A 14,541-nucleotide genomic window follows, 5' to 3' on the forward strand; every position below is an offset into this window, starting at 1 on the left:
TGCTCTCCTCTTCACTCGCGAGGCGGAACCGGTGTCCCGCCGTGTGCTCTCCACGTTCTCCCTAAGACCCCGGGGCGCACATGGGGAGGAATCCCAGTCCTGGGAGGTCTGAGCGCCGGTGCTCCCTAAGACCCGACCCCCGACGGCGTGTCACACCGCGCCTTCGACCGATCACCCGTAGTTGTCTAGGCGGCGACAACGCACGTGGGAGGCGCGACATGACGCGGAAGTACAGGGCTGGGACGGCGGGCGCGCTCGCAGTGGGCGCGCTCACGGCGGGGCTGGCGGCGGGCGCGCTGGGCGCTCCCGCGCCCGCCGCCGCGGAGCCGGTGGAGGGTGAGGGGCGGGTGGGCCTGTTCCTGGAGGCGGGCGAGGCACCGCGGCCGGGTGAGGAGTTCACGCTGAGCACCACCGTCGGCGACGGTCCCGTGGAGGACGCCCTGCTGGCCCAGCACGTTCCCGGGGAGCTGGAGATCGTCGAGGTCGGGCAGGAGGGGGTGGTCCGGGACGGGATCGTGAACTGGCGGGTGACGGTGCCCGAGGGGGAGGAGGCGGTGTACACGGTGCGCGTCCGCGCTCCGGAGGCGACGGGGGAGCGCCTGACCAGCACCGCCTGCCTGCTGCTGGAACGCGACGCCGACCCGGCCGCGTGCGCCAGCGACTCGGTCCTGGTCGCGGAACAGACCGCCATGTCGCGGGTCTCGGAGTACACCGACCCCGCGAACCTGCTGCGGGCCGCGGGGGTCGCCCTGGCGGTGGGACTGGCCTGGATGCTGTGGCGGCGCAGGAGGGCGGTGTCGCGCGGCTGAGGAGCCGGGCTGGTGGGGAGCTGGGCTGGGTGAGGAGCCGCGCGGGTAGGGGAGCCGGGCAGGTGGGGCGCCGTGCGGGTGAGAAGCCGGGCAGGTGGGGGTGCCGGTTTTGTTACGTCAGTGTGTCATGAACCCGGGGAGGGAAAACTACAGGGCGTAGTAGTGTTTCCGGCATGGACATTCTCTACTCCGCGCTCGTCTTCCTGCACATGATCGGCCTGGCCGGGATCATCGCGGGCTTCCTCATGCAGGTCATCACCGACAACCCCAAGTCGACCAAGGTCCTGCTGCACAGCTCCCTGCTCCAGTTCGTCACCGGTCTGCTGCTGGTCGGGGTGGCCGAGATGGCCGACCTCGGTGAGCTGAACCACGTCAAGATCGCGGTCAAGCTGCTGGTCGCGCTGGCCGTCGTGGTCGTGGGCGTGCTCAACCTGCGCAAGCCCGCCAAGAACCTCGCGATCATCGCGGGCGTGCTCGCCATCGTCAACATCGGCGTGGCCGTCTTCTGGTAAGCCCTCCCGGAGCGGCCCCCGCAGGCCCCTCCGGAGCCACCGCCGGTGGCGGCACGAACCGTGCCGCCACCGGTTTTTTCTGGGTGCGTTTTTGTAACCTTGCGAAAACTTTCCCACGGGCTTCGGGGTCTTGCGCGGGTGTCGTCCCAGCTCACGCGGGAGCGCGTCCCGGGGGCGGGCCGGTGGAAAGGGCGGCCCGAAGCGCATCACGGCAGATGGGAGCGGAGGTCGTCGCACTGGGTGAGCGGTGTGACGTTCAGATCAACACCCGTTCACAAGAGCGTTCCGGTCTGTTAGCTTCGTCACGCTCACGCAAACTCTTGCAAACACTGCAAGGGGACAGCGGACGGGGCAGTGCCGCCCCGCCGCGCTACCTCCCCCAAGGAGCGCACATGAAGCACATCCGACCCGGCGCCGTCGCCGGGGCGGTCCTGATGGGGGTCGGCCTGCTGGCCGCCCCCGCGCAGGCCGTCCCCGTCCCGGAGGCCCCCACGACACAGGTCCCGGCAGCCCCCGCCCCCGCCGAGGACGCCCGGGCCGCCGACAACGGCGAGACCATCGTCCAGCTCTTCCAGTGGAACTGGGACTCCGTCGCCGCCGAGTGCGAGGAGTTCCTCGGCCCCCACGGCTTCGGCGGGGTGCAGGTCTCCCCGCCCCAGGAGCACGTGGTCATCCCCTTCGCGGAGGGCGGCGACTACCCCTGGTGGCAGGACTACCAGCCGACCTCCTACCGCCTCGACAACACCCGGCGCGGCACCGCCGAGGAGTTCCAGACGATGGTCTCCACCTGTGCCGACAACGGCGTGAGGATCTACGCCGACGCGATCATCAACCACATGACCGGCGACGGCTCGGGCACCGGCAGCGCGGGCACCGACTGGGCCAAGTACGAGTACCCCGACCTGTTCGGCGACGGCACCGCCTCCCGCACCGGGGAGGACTTCAGCTCCTGCCGCAGGGAGATCAGCAACTGGAACGACAAGTGGGAGGTGCAGAACTGCGAACTCGTCGGACTGTCCGACCTCGACACCGGTGACCCCGAAGTGCGCGCCCAGATCCGCCGCTACCTCAACGGACTGGTGGACATGGGCGTGGCGGGCTTCCGCGTGGACGCCTCCAAGCACGTCCCCGAGGCCCACGTCGACGCGATCTTCTCGGACCTGAACGAGGTCCCGGTCTTCGGCGGCCAGCCCGACGTCTTCCACGAGGTCTACGGGGACCAGACCATCCCCTACACCGCCTACGCGCCCTACGGCCGCGTGACCGCCTTCGACTACCAGCGCGACATCTCCAACAAGTTCGCGGACGGCAACATCTCCGGCCTGGCCCAGCTGCCGGACTACGGCGGGCTCACCGACGAGCAGGCCACCGTCTTCGTCGACAACCACGACACCCAGCGCTACCACCCGACGCTGACCTTCAAGGACGGCGACCGCTACCACCTGGCCGTGGCGTTCATGCTGGCCCACCCCTACGGGCGCCCCGTGGTGATGTCCAGCTACGACTTCGGCTCCAACGTCACCCAGGGCCCGCCCAGCGTCGGCGAGGTGCAGGGCAACCCGGCGGGCTGGATCACCGCCGACACCGACTGCTCCAGCGCCGAGTGGGTCTGCGAGCACCGCCACCCGACCGTCGCCGGGATGGCCGCCTTCCGCAACGCCACCGGCGACACCCCCGTCGTCCAGCGCGCCGCCGACGGCTCCTCCCGGCTCGCCTTCGACCGGGGCGACCGCGGCTTCGCCGCCTTCAACGCCACCGGCTCCGCCTGGAACCTGACCGCCGACACCGACCTGCCCGACGGCAGCTACGACAACGCCGCCGGGAGCGGAACCCTCACCGTCGCCGACGGCCGGATCAGCGCCCGGGTCCCCGCCGACGGGGCCGTCGCCCTGCACGTGGGCGGCACCTGCGACGACCCGGCCGAGTGCGAGGGCGGCGGCGAGCCGGGCGAGCCGGGCCAGGTCAGCGTCTCGGCCACCGTGGAGACCTGGTACGGCCAGGAGGTGTACGTGGTCGGCTCCACCCCCGCGCTGGGGTCCTGGAACCCGCAGAACGGGGTGAAGCTGTCCACCGACGCCTCCACCTACCCCGTGTGGTCGGGCACCGCCCCCATCGGCGCCGACACCGAGTGGAAGCTGGTCAAGGTCGACGGCGCGGGCAACGCCGAGTGGGAGTCCGGCGCCAACCGCGTCGGCCCCGCCACCAGCGTCACCTGGCGCGACTGACCCGTGCGCGGCGCCCCGACCGGGGCGCCGCGCACGGCCCTCCCGGGACGCCCTCCCGGGGGCCGCGAGCCGCTTCCGCGGGGCCGACCACTCCCCGGCCCCGGCGCCCCCGCGTCCGACTCCTCCGGCGCGGGGGCGGCCGCCGAGCCGAGACCGTCCACACCCCGACCGGCGGGGCGGACGCCTCCCGGCCCGCGCCGCCCGCGCCCGTCCCGGGTGGTCAGGTCCGGGTCGGTGGCGCACTCAACGCCGCGGTGAGGAACGTGATCACCCACCGCCGGGCCGCCTCGCCCGCTGCCGGGGGCACGCAGCCGGGGGAGGGCCGCTGGTGGACCTCAAGGCGGTCGACGGCCGTCACGGCAAGGATGCTCCGCATCCTGAACCGCAGCTCCTCCGGTGAGAGGTCGGGCAGCACGCGCGCGAAGGCCGCGAGGTAGCGCTCGCGGACCGAGTCCTCGGCCGGACCGGTCCAGGCGCGCGCCTCCTCGGCCGGGTCGCTGAGGATCGTCACGATCATCCGGGACGTCCGGGCACCGCCCTCGTCGCCGACCGGCATCCCGTCGAACAGCGGCCCCGCGAACGCCTCCACCAGTTCGCCGACCGGTGGGTCGGGGGTCCGGGCGAGCAGTGCGTCGAGCCCGGCGCACTGGGCGGCGTTGACGGGCTCGACCACGCGGCGGGCGACCGCGGCCATCAGCTCCGCCTTCGAGCCGAAGTGGTAACCGACGGCGGCCAGGTTCGCCCCGGCGAGCGCGGTGATCGCGCGGACCGAGGTGCCGCGGTATCCGTGCTCGGCGAAGAGGTGCTCGGCCGCGTCGAGGAGCTGGGTGCGGGTGTCTGTGGTCGCCACACGAGGGACTCTACATATGTTTGAATGAAACGAACGTATGAATCAAACGAACGTATGAAAGAGGATCGCCATGAAGCTGCTCGTGTACGGAGCCGGGGTCTGCGGCAGCCTGTTCGCCGCCCGCATGCACGAGGCCGGCCACGACGTCTCGCTCCTCGCCCGGGGCGAGCGCCTGGCAGCCCTGCGCCGACACGGAGTACGGCTCGCCGAGGAGGACGCCCCGGCGGTCGAGCGGGTGCCCGTACCGGCGGTCGAGCACCCGGACAGCGGGTACGACCTGATCGCCGTCTTCGTCCGCACCCACCAGGTGGAGGCGGTGCTGGAATCACTCGCCGGTGTCCGGGGCGACGTGCTGTCCCAGCTCAACTGGGCAGCCGGCCCGGAGGCACTGGGCGCGGCGATCGGCCGCGAGCGGCTGCTGCTCGGCTTCCCCCCGTTCGGCGGCACGATGGACGGCGACGTGGTCCGCTACCGCGGGAGCGGTCCCGTCGTCCGCCGGGTCGCGATGCCGGTCGGCGAGCCCGACGGCCGTACCACCCCGCGGCTGGCACGGATCGTGGAGACGTTCCGTGCCGCCGGGGTCAACGCCGAGGCCGAGCCGCGGATGGACGCCTGGCTCAGGACGCACGCCGCGTTCGAGGTCCCGCTCGGGCAGGCGGTACACGCGGCGGGCGGCCCGGTGGCGCTGGCCGACGACCCGGACGCGGTCCGCGGCATGCTCCATCTCATGCGGCGCAACCTCGCCGCGCTGGAGACGCCGCCGGTGCCCCGCGCGTTCGCCGGGTTGCGGGCCCTGCCGCAGGGACTCCTCGTGGCCGTGCTCCGGCGCTTCCTGAAGAGCCCGACGGCCGTGCACAGCGGACTCAACGACCGCTCGCCCGCCGCGATGGCCGAACTGGAGCGGCTGGCCGAACAGCTCCGTGGTCAGTACACCTAGTCGTCGTAGAAGACGCGCTCCATCACCGCCCGCGCCCGGCGGGTGGCGCGCAGGTAGGTCTCCGTCAACTGCTCGGCCGGGCCCTCCCGCACGGACTCCGCGCCCTCCCCGGCGCCCTCCTCCTCGTCCTCGCCGTCTCCACCGCAGGGGCAGCCCATCGCCTCCGCCAGCGACGCCCGCACCCGCAGGTCCGAGGGCAGCGAGTCCCCGCCCCGGCCGCGCACCAGCATCACCATGCCCCGCACCCGCGACGCCAGCCGCCAGGCCCGGCCCAGCACCTCGCCGTCCTCCGCGTCCAGCAGACCGTGCGCCACGGCCGCCTCCAGCGCCTCCAGGGTTCCGGTGGTCCGCAGGTCGGGGTACTCGTGCGCGTGGCGCAGCTGGATCAGCTGGGCCACCCACTCCACGTCCGACAGCCCGCCCCGGCCCAGCTTGGTGTGCAGTGTCGGGTCGGCGCCGCGCGGCAGCCGCTCCGACTCCATCCGCGCCTTGAGCTTGCGGATCTCCAGCACCGCCGAGGAGTCGATCCCGCCCTCCGGGTACCGGATCGGGTCGATCAGCCTCGTGAACGCCTCCCGCAGCTGCGGGTCGCCCGCGACCGGCTTGGCCCGCAGCAGCGCCTGGCTCTCCCACACCTGCGACCAGCGCCCGTAGTAGGCCGCGTAGGACTCCAGCGTGCGCACCACCGGCCCGCTGCGGCCCTCCGGGCGCAGGTCGGTGTCCACCTTCAGCGGCGGCTCGGCCGCGGGCATCTCCAGCAGCCGCGCCAGCTCCCGCACGACGGCCAGCGCCTGCCTGGTCGCCGCGCCCGTGTCCACGCCCGGCAGGGGGTCGTGCACGTACATCACGTCCGCGTCGCTGGCGTAGGTCAGCTCGCCGCCGCCGAACCGGCCCATCGCCACCACGCACACCCGGGTGAGCGGCTCGTCCCCCGACGCCGCCACCACCAGGTTCTGCGCCAGCCGCAGCGCCGCCTCCACGGTCACCGCGGCGATGTCGGTCAGCGCCGCCCCCACGTCCTGGACCGAGGCGACCTCCAGCAGGTCGGCCGCGGCGGTGCGCAGCAGCTCGCGGCGGCGCAGCGCGCGCACCGCCGACACCGACTCCTCGGCCGTGTCGTACCGGCGCCGCGCCGCCTCCGCCTCCCCGGCCAGCACCTTCGGGTCGCGCCGCACCAGGTCGCCGTCGTCGTCGAACATCGCCACCGCCTCCGGGGCGCGCAGCAGCAGTTCCGTCACGTACCGGCTCGTCCCCAGCAGCCACGCCATCCGCTCGGCCACCCGCACGTCGTCGCGCAGCAGGCGCAGGTACCACGGCGTGGTGCCCAGGGCCTCGCTCACCTGCCGGAAGCCCAGCAGGCCCGCGTCGGGGCCGGGGGAGTCGGAGAACCAGCCCAGCATCACCGGCAGCAGCGTCCGCTGGATCGCCGCCCTGCGCGAGACCCCCGAGGTCAGCGACTCCAGGTGGCGCAGCGCACCGCCCGGATCGACGAACCCCAGCGCCTCCAGGCGGTCCCTGGCCTGCTCCGGCGACAGCCGCGCCTCCTCGCCCGGCAGCCTGGCCACCGCGTTGAGCAGCGGCCGGTAGAACAGCTTCTCGTGCAGGCGCCGCACCTCCGACGACACCCGGCGGCGCGCTTCGGTCAGCTCCCGCACCGGGTTCGCGGTCATCCCCAGCGCCCGCCCCAGGCGGCGCAGCTGGTCGGGACCGTCCTCGGCGGCCGCGTCGGGCATCAGGTGCGTGCGCCGCAACCGCTCCAGCTGCAACAGGTGCTCCAACCGCCGCAGGAACCGGTAGGCCTCCGCCAGCCCCGCCGCGTCGCCGCGCCCCACGTACCCGTGCTCCGACAGCGCGGCCAGCGCCTCCAGGGTGTTGCCCGACCGCAGCCGCTCGTCGGTGCGCCCGTGCACCAGCTGGAGCAGCTGCACGGAGAACTCGATGTCGCGCAGCCCGCCCGGGCCCAGCTTGAGCTCGCGCTCCGCCTCGCCCGCCGGGATGTGCGCCACCACCCGGCGGCGCATCGCCTGCACGTCCTCCACGAAGTCCTTGCGGCCCGCCGCCTCCCACACCATGGGGGAGATGACGTCCATGTAGGCCCGGCCCAGCTCCGCGTCCCCGGCGATCGGCCGGGCCTTGAGCAGCGCCTGGAACTCCCAGGTCTTGGCCCAGCGCTCGTAGTAGGCGCGGTGCCCCGACAACGGGCGCACCAGCGGGCCGTTCCTGCCCTCGGGGCGCAGCGCCGGGTCCACCTCCCACAGGGCGCCCTCGGCGTCGGTCTCGGCGGGGATGCGCATCATCGCGGTGGCCAGCCGGGTCGCCGCGCGCATCGCCGCCTGCTCGTCCACCGGCCTCCCGGAACCCGGGCCCGCGTTCTCGTCCGAACCCCCGTCCGCGGCCGGCTCGGCCACGAACACCACGTCCACGTCGCTGACGTAGTTGAGCTCGCGACCCCCGCACTTGCCCATGCCGATGACGGCCAGGCGGCACAGCGCGGCGTCCTCGGGGTGCTCGGCTCGGGCCACCGCCAGCGACGCGTCCAGCAGCGACGCGGCCAGGTCCGCGAGTTCCCCGGCGACCTCGTCCACCGTGCACAGCCCGGTCAGGTCGCGCCCGGCCAGGCGCAGCACCCGCCTGCGGTAGGCCACGCGCAGGACGTGCCGCAGCTCCTCCGGCGAACCGTCGCCGACCACGGCCGGGTCGGCGGTCGGCGCGGGGCTGTGGGGATCGGCGCCCACGGTGTGCAACAGGCCGCGGCGCACCTCCTCCGGCCCGGGGGAGCGGGCGGCGTCGGCGCCCAGCAGCTCCCGCCAGTCGCCCGGGTGGCGCACCAGGTGGTCGGCCAGGGCGGTGCTCGTGCCCAGCACCCGGCACAGCCGGGCCCGCAGCTCGCGGTCCTCGCGCAGCGCGTGCAGGAACTCGGCGGGGTCGGGGTCGGACTCCAGGATGCGGATCAGCCCGAGGAGCGCCTGGTCGGGGTCCGGGGCGGCCGCGAGCGATCCGATGATCTCGGTGTCGGCCCGGGCGTCGAGCCCGGCCTCCTCCACCAGCCGCAGGGCCCGGGTGCTGTCGCTGAAACCGCGCCTGGCGAGCGCGCCTGCCGTCATGTTCGTCGTTCCGTCCCTCACCACGTGTTCAACGGTAACGGTCCGGCCGGTGAGCGGGCCCGGTGCCCCGGACCGGTCCGGCCCCGGCGCGGACCGTCCCGCGCACCCGGAACCGGGCCGGGGCCGGTACCCGAACGGATACCGGCCCCGATGGGGGAGTGCGCGGCGCGCCCTCCCGGAGCTGCCGTCTACGTCTTAGATGTCGTAGTAGAGCTCGAACTCGCGCGGGTGCGGGCGCAGGCGCAGGGAGTCGATCTCCTCGGTGCGCTTGAAGTCCACGTAGGTCTCGATGAGGTCCTTGGTGAACACGCCGCCTTCGAGCAGGAACTCGTGGTCGGCCTCCAGGGCCTCCAGGGCCTCGTCCAGCGACGCCGGGACGGTCTTGATGGCCTGGGCCTCCGCCGGGGGCAGCTCGTAGAGGTCCTTGTCCACGGGCTCCGGCGGCTCGATCTTGTTCTTGATGCCGTCGATGCCGGCCATCAGCATGGCGGAGAAGGCCAGGTACGGGTTGGCCGACGGGTCCGGCACGCGGAACTCGATGCGCTTGGCCTTGGGGTTGGAGCCGGTCAGCGGCAGGCGGATGCAGGCCGAGCGGTTGCGCTGGCTGTAGACCAGGTTGATCGGGGCCTCGTAGCCGGGCACCAGACGGTGGAAGGAGTTCACCGTCGGGTTGGTGAAGGCCAGCAGCGCCGAGGCGTGCTTGAGCAGGCCGCCGATGTAGTAGCGGGCCGTGTCCGAGAGCTGGCCGTAGCCGGACTCGTCGAAGAACAGCGGCTCGCCGTCCTTCCACAGGCTCTGGTGGCAGTGCATGCCCGAGCCGTTGTCGCCGAAGAGCGGCTTGGGCATGAAGGTGGCCGTCTTGCCCGCCGCGTTGGCGACGTTCTTGACGATGTACTTGTACAGCTGCACCTTGTCGGCCTGCTGGAGCAGGGTGCCGAACTTGATGCCGATCTCGGCCTGGCCCGCGGTGCCCACCTCGTGGTGCTGGAGCTCGACCTCGATGCCCGACTCGATCAGCTGCTGCACCATGTCCGAGCGCAGGTCGCTGTAGTGGTCGACCGGCTCGACGGGGAAGTAGCCGCCCTTGTAGCGGGGACGGTAGCCGCGGTTGCCGCCCTCGATGGCCGAACCGGTGTTCCAGGCGCCCTCGATCGAGTCGATCTCGTAGTAGCCGGTGTTGGACCGGGTCTCGAACTTGACGTCGTCGAAGATGTAGAACTCGGCCTCGGGGCCGAAGAAGGCGGTGTCGGCCACGCCGGAGCCGCGCAGGTAGGCCTCGGCCTTGCGGGCGACGTTGCGCGGGTCGCGGCTGTAGGACTCCAGGGTCAGCGGGTCGTGGACGAAGAACGTCATGTTCAGCGTCTTGTGCTTGCGGAACGGGTCCAGCACGCCGGTGCTCAGGTCCGGCAGCAGCAGCATGTCGGACTCGTGGATGGCCTGGAAGCCGCGGATCGACGAGCCGTCGAACATCTGGCCATCGGTGAACGTCGACTCGTCGACGTTCTCGGTCGGGAGGGTAACGTGGTTCACGCCTCCGAAAAGGTCCGTGAATCGGACGTCGAGGAACCTGACGTCCTCGTCCCGGATATAGGCGAGCACCTCGTCGACGCTGCTGAACAAAACGAACCTCCGTGCAGGTGGCTGAGACGGTGGACCGGGGTCCGCCCCATCGCGGACACGTCGGATCACGAGCCGTCTCCCGGCTTCGTCTCCGAAGCTAGGAGCGGGTGGTTTCCGCGCCATGTCTCGATTGTTTCCTGTATGTTACGGACCCGGCTGTTGTCGCAGACCACCGGGTCTGACCCGGTGATTCCGCCCTGTAGGGGCCGAAAAGGGACGCCGGACGGCCCTGTTTGCGGCCCCCGCCACGGCCTTCGGTGTGACCTGCGCCATGGTCGGCCGCGCGGAGGATCACAGCAGCTCCGACGACCCGGGTACGCACCCTCCGACCGGGTGGATACCGTGGAGGGCATGAGCGACGAGAGCCGGGGCTCCGCCACCGCGGCGTCCGGGGACGACTTCCAGTACCGGGGCAACCGGCTCGGCCTGCCCGAGAGCGGCCCGGGTTCGGTGCCCGGTGTGATGCGCCGCCTGGTGGGGCTCGTCCTGGACTGGATGCTCTCCCTCGCGCTCGCCTGGGGGGCCTACGGCGTCGGGCTGGTCGGCGCGGGCGCCAGCCAGGCGGAGGCCGTCCCCATGGTCAGCAACACCGCCCTGGTCGTCTTCGCGGTCATGAACGTCCTCCTGCTCACCCTCTTCGGCACCACCGTCGGCCGCCGTCTGGTCGGCGTGGGCATCACCGCCACCGGCGAGCGCTCCTGGCCCTGGTTCGTGTCCATGACGGTGCGCACCCTCCTGCTGTGCCTGGTCATCCCCGCCGTCATCTACGACCGCGACACCCGCGGGCTGCACGACCGGGCGGCCGGGACGATCGCCACCCGCTACTGAGGCCTCACAGGGGGTTCCCGGCGGACGGGAAGCCCGGAGCGCGCGTGGGCGCGGCCCCTCCGAGCTGCTGTTAACATCCGTTCATTACTTGGCCCGGGAACGGACCGAAACCCTGCGCGCTTGACTCCCCGCCCCCACGGGGCTGCGTTCGCGCGCGGGGAACCGGGTCCGGACCCCGCGCGGGGGCCCGGTCCCCGACGCGGAGCCCGTTCCCACCGGTGGGCCCCGTCCCCGTCGGGGGACCCGGCCGCCTCTCACGCACGCCGCCGCACCCGAAGGTTCGCATGGCTGGAAAACGCTCCGCCCCCCGCCCCTCGTCCGCCGCCGTGCACGCCGTGCGCATGTCCCCGGGGCAGTGGGTCGCCTGCGTGGCCACCGCCCTGGCCATCATCGCCAGCCTCGGCGGCTACGGCTGGTACCAGGGCATCGTCGGCAACATCACCACGGCGCAGGTGGACACCGACGCCTGGGACCGGCCCACCAGCGTCGAGGGCGTGATGAACCTGCTCATCATCGGCTCTGACGTCCGGTCGGGGGAGAACGCCAACTACGGCGAGGCCGAGGGCGCGCGCCCGGACACCATGCTCATCGCCAGCATCAACGTGGACAACGGCGCGGCCACGCTGGTCAACCTGCCCCGGGACCTGGTCGTGGACCTGCCCGGCTGCGGCGCCGTGGAGGGCTACGAGGGGATGAGCCCGCACAGCGGCATGATCAACTCGGCGATGACCTTCGGCGGAGTGGGCTGCCAGTGGCAGACCGTCGAGGAGGTCACCGACGTGCACCTGGACCACTTCGTCATGATGGACTTCACCGGGTTCAAGGACATGGTGGACGCCATCGGCGGCGTGGAGATGTGCGTCCCCCAGCCGATCGACGACCCCAAGGCGCACCTGACGCTGGACGCGGGGATGCAGACCCTCATGGGTGAGGAGTCGCTGGGCTACGTGCGCTCGCGCTACGGCCAGGGCGACGGCAGCGACCTGTCCCGGATCGACCGCCAGCAGGAGTTCATGGGCGCCATGCTGCGCCAGGTGCTCAGCAGCGAGGTCATGACCAGCCCGGTGACCATCACCAACTTCCTCAGCGCCGTCACCGACTCGGTGACCACCGACGAGGAGCTGACCGTGGAGACGATGACCGACATCGCCATCTCCATGCGCGAGGTGGACCTGGAGCGCATCCAGTTCGTCACCGTGCCCAACGGCCAGCACCCCGCCGACGCCAACCGGCTGGCCATGAGCCAGCCCGCCGCCTCCGAGCTGTTCGCGGCGATCAACTCCGGCGCCTACCTGGAGGACGAGGAGCCGGAGGACGAGGGGGAGGAGTCCGGCGAGGCCGCACCGGCGCCCGCCGACATCTCCGTGCAGGTCCTCAACAACACCGGTGTCCCCGGTCTGGCGAACGAGGTCCAGGGCGTCCTGCTGGGGGAGGGGTACAACGTCACCGGTATCGGCGAACCCGTGGTGCGCTTCCCCGAGCTGACCACCGTCTACTACGCTCCGGGTGAGGCGGCCGCCGCCGAACTGCTGGCGGGTTCGCTGGAGAGCGCGGTCACCGAGGAGGTCGCCGACCTCCCGCAGACCCTGGAACTGGTCATCGGCCAGGACTGGAACGGCTTCACGGGCGGGGGCGGCTCGTCCGGTTCCGAGGTCTCCATCACCGAGGACCTGGGCGGCACCACCGCGGCCGGGGCCCAGGAGAGCGCCTGCTGAGGGCTGATCACCGACACCCGGAGACCGGTTCCGATCTGACACGGTACGTGCCCGTCCGGTACCATCCGGCCGTTACGTCCGTGTCAGCTCTCGCGCAGTACGACCTCCCCCACCGACCGGACCAGCCCTTGTCCCATACCGAATCGCAGGTGCCCTTTGGCTCCCAGAAACGCGTCCTCAGCCCTGGCGGGGAAGATGAGTGCCGGCCAGTGGGTGGCGTGCGGGGCGACCGGCCTGCTCATCGCGGCCAGTCTCACCGTGTACGCGGGCTACCGCGACGTCCTCAGCATCGCCACCGAGGAGGTCAACACCGACGCCTGGGGTGACCGTCCGGCCCAGGCGGAGGGCATCCACAACATCCTGCTGCTGGCCACCGACCAGCGCGCGGAGGAGAACGCCGAGTACAGCGTGGCCAACGGCGTCCGCCCCGACGTGCTCGTCGTGGTGAGCATCAACGTGGACGAGGGCGGGGTGACGATGGTCAACATGCCCCGCGACCTGATGGTCCCGATGCCCGACTGCCCGGCCAACGGCGAGAACCCCGGGGTGACGGCGGGCACGGTGGACCAGCTCAACCACGCCATGACCTACGGCGGGATGGACTGCCAGGGCAACACGGTGGAGACGATCACCGACATCCACCTCGACCACATGGTGATGGTCGACTTCGCGGGCTTCCAGGACATCGTCCAGTCCATCGGCGGCATCGAGATGTGCGTCCCCGAGCCGATCGACGACCCCAAGGCCCACCTCACGCTCGACGCAGGCATGCAGACCCTCAACGGCGAGCAGGCGCTGGGCCTGGCCCGCTCCCGGGCCAGCACGGAGCAGGGCAGCGACCTCAACCGGATCGAGAACCAGCAGCGCATGATGGGCGCCATCCTGCGCAAGGTCACCAGCGGCGAGATCATGTCCAGCCCCGCCACGCTCTACGACTTCATGGGCTCGGTCACCGACAGCCTGGTGACCGACGACGGGTTCACCGTGGACAAGATGACCGAGTTGGCCATCTCCATGCGCGAGGTCGACCTGGGCCGGATGCGGATGGTCACCGCCCCGGTCCTCGAAGCCCCGACCAACAGGAACAAGCTGGTGCTCAACGAGGGCCCCGCCCAGGAGCTGTTCACCGCGATCGCCTCCGGCGACGCCCTGCCCGAGGAGGAGGGCGGCGACGGCGGAGGCGAGGGCTCGGAGGAGGCCGCGGAGCCCGCCGTCGAGCCCGCGGACGTGTCCGTGCGGGTGCTCAACGGCACGGGCATCACCGGCCTGGCCAGCCAGGTCGGGACGCTGCTCACCGAGCAGGGGTTCAACGTCACCGGTGAGGGCGACCCGGTCGAGCGGACCCCCGCCGTCACCACGATCTACCACGGCCCCGACCAGAGTGCGCAGGCCGAGGAACTGGCCTCGGCGCTCAGCGTCGCCCAGCTGGAGGAGGTCCCCGACTTCGGCCCGGAGCTGGAGCTGGTGATGGGCGCGCAGGACTGGGACGGCCTGGCCGTGAGCGGAGGCGGCTCCGGCGGCGGGGGCGACGCCCTGGCCGGTCTGGGCGCCACCAGCGCCGCCGAGGACGAGGTCAGCTGCGAGTAGCCCTCAAGGGTGCTCCAGGGCCCCGCAGGCACCGCACGGTGTCGGCGGGGCCTTCGCCTTGCGGGCGGGTCCTCGTGGCTCTCACGGGACTCACACGTCTTCGGTGGGCTGGCCGGAACAGTCGCCGGTGCGTTCTCGGTGATCTTGTACTTATAGTGAGGCTGGACGGTCGAAACTCGCTATAAGTACAAGGTCATCGCAGTCCAGGGCCCTTGCGGCACACCAGCAACGGTTCCGGCCAGTACACATCCGCCGCCTACACGCCGCCGTCCCGTCCTCCCCCGGGCGCCGCGCCGGAGCGCTGAGGACCCCGCACCGGGGCGCGGCACGAGGGGCACCGGACGCGCCCGGGCA

10 protein-coding genes are annotated in these 14,541 nt (G+C 72.0%); 7 read left to right on the forward strand and 3 right to left on the reverse strand.

What is annotated here, in order from left to right; translation table 11 throughout:
• Positions 1-218 precede the first annotated feature (218 nt).
• From AC0VX6_RS08535 to AC0VX6_RS08545, 3 genes are all read left to right on the forward strand, one after another.
• Complete coding sequence (locus tag AC0VX6_RS08535; RefSeq protein WP_274976947.1) at positions 219-809, forward strand: hypothetical protein; 591 nt, start codon at positions 219-221, stop codon at positions 807-809.
• 173 nt (positions 810-982) lie between these two features.
• The gene (locus AC0VX6_RS08540) at positions 983-1,321 is read left to right on the forward strand and encodes a hypothetical protein (RefSeq protein ID WP_019610181.1); all 339 of its coding nucleotides are present in this window, start codon (positions 983-985) and stop codon (positions 1,319-1,321) included.
• A gap of 392 nt (positions 1,322-1,713) precedes the next feature.
• The gene (locus AC0VX6_RS08545) at positions 1,714-3,546 is read left to right on the forward strand and encodes a carbohydrate-binding module family 20 domain-containing protein (protein WP_274976948.1); all 1,833 of its coding nucleotides are present in this window, start codon (positions 1,714-1,716) and stop codon (positions 3,544-3,546) included.
• Positions 3,547-3,766: 220 nt separating this feature from the next.
• Here AC0VX6_RS08545 and AC0VX6_RS08550 read toward each other — a convergent pair whose 3' ends face one another.
• Positions 3,767-4,396 (reverse strand): TetR/AcrR family transcriptional regulator, encoded by a 630-nt coding sequence (locus tag AC0VX6_RS08550; RefSeq protein WP_475468027.1) that lies wholly within the window; start codon positions 4,394-4,396, stop codon positions 3,767-3,769.
• A gap of 70 nt (positions 4,397-4,466) precedes the next feature.
• Here AC0VX6_RS08550 and AC0VX6_RS08555 point away from each other — a divergent pair, with 70 nt between their 5' ends.
• The gene (locus AC0VX6_RS08555) at positions 4,467-5,333 is read left to right on the forward strand and encodes a ketopantoate reductase family protein (protein ID WP_475468029.1); all 867 of its coding nucleotides are present in this window, start codon (positions 4,467-4,469) and stop codon (positions 5,331-5,333) included.
• Here the strand turns inward: AC0VX6_RS08555 and AC0VX6_RS08560 are convergent.
• Positions 5,330-8,437, reverse strand: a complete 3,108-nt coding sequence (locus AC0VX6_RS08560) for a bifunctional [glutamine synthetase] adenylyltransferase/[glutamine synthetase]-adenylyl-L-tyrosine phosphorylase (RefSeq protein WP_475468031.1) — start codon at positions 8,435-8,437, stop codon at positions 5,330-5,332. The genes AC0VX6_RS08555 and AC0VX6_RS08560 overlap by 4 nt on opposite strands.
• A 195-nt stretch (positions 8,438-8,632) precedes the next feature.
• On the reverse strand, positions 8,633-10,057 hold the full coding sequence (gene glnA / locus AC0VX6_RS08565) for a type I glutamate--ammonia ligase (protein ID WP_274976951.1): 1,425 nt from the start codon (positions 10,055-10,057) through the stop codon (positions 8,633-8,635).
• Between the two features lie 351 nt (positions 10,058-10,408).
• On the opposite strand from glnA, the gene AC0VX6_RS08570 reads away from it, so the two are divergent.
• The 3 genes from AC0VX6_RS08570 (at position 10,409) to AC0VX6_RS08580 (ending at position 14,187) form a co-directional block, all read left to right on the forward strand.
• Positions 10,409-10,885 (forward strand): RDD family protein, encoded by a 477-nt coding sequence (locus AC0VX6_RS08570; protein ID WP_274976952.1) that lies wholly within the window; start codon positions 10,409-10,411, stop codon positions 10,883-10,885.
• 284 nt (positions 10,886-11,169) lie between these two features.
• Positions 11,170-12,600: an LCP family protein gene (locus AC0VX6_RS08575; RefSeq protein ID WP_475468032.1), complete on the forward strand. Its 1,431-nt coding sequence runs from the start codon at positions 11,170-11,172 to the stop codon at positions 12,598-12,600.
• A 195-nt stretch (positions 12,601-12,795) separates the two neighbouring features.
• Complete coding sequence (locus AC0VX6_RS08580) at positions 12,796-14,187, forward strand: LCP family protein (RefSeq protein ID WP_274976954.1); 1,392 nt, start codon at positions 12,796-12,798, stop codon at positions 14,185-14,187.
• Positions 14,188-14,541 lie beyond the last annotated feature (354 nt).

The sequence above is a fragment of the Nocardiopsis sp. iso_25 genome, from assembly GCF_056173305.1.

Coding starts and splice junctions, on each gene's coding strand:
- AC0VX6_RS08570 (WP_274976952.1), top strand. CDS start 10,409: ATGAGCGACGAGAGCCGGGGCTCCGCCACCGCGGCGTCCGGGGACGAC.
- AC0VX6_RS08575 (WP_475468032.1), top strand. CDS start 11,170: ATGGCTGGAAAACGCTCCGCCCCCCGCCCCTCGTCCGCCGCCGTGCAC.
- AC0VX6_RS08535 (WP_274976947.1), top strand. CDS start 219: ATGACGCGGAAGTACAGGGCTGGGACGGCGGGCGCGCTCGCAGTGGGC.
- AC0VX6_RS08560 (WP_475468031.1), bottom strand. CDS start 8,437: ATGACGGCAGGCGCGCTCGCCAGGCGCGGTTTCAGCGACAGCACCCGG.
- AC0VX6_RS08555 (WP_475468029.1), top strand. CDS start 4,467: ATGAAGCTGCTCGTGTACGGAGCCGGGGTCTGCGGCAGCCTGTTCGCC.
- AC0VX6_RS08545 (WP_274976948.1), top strand. CDS start 1,714: ATGAAGCACATCCGACCCGGCGCCGTCGCCGGGGCGGTCCTGATGGGG.
- AC0VX6_RS08580 (WP_274976954.1), top strand. CDS start 12,796: ATGAGTGCCGGCCAGTGGGTGGCGTGCGGGGCGACCGGCCTGCTCATC.
- AC0VX6_RS08540 (WP_019610181.1), top strand. CDS start 983: ATGGACATTCTCTACTCCGCGCTCGTCTTCCTGCACATGATCGGCCTG.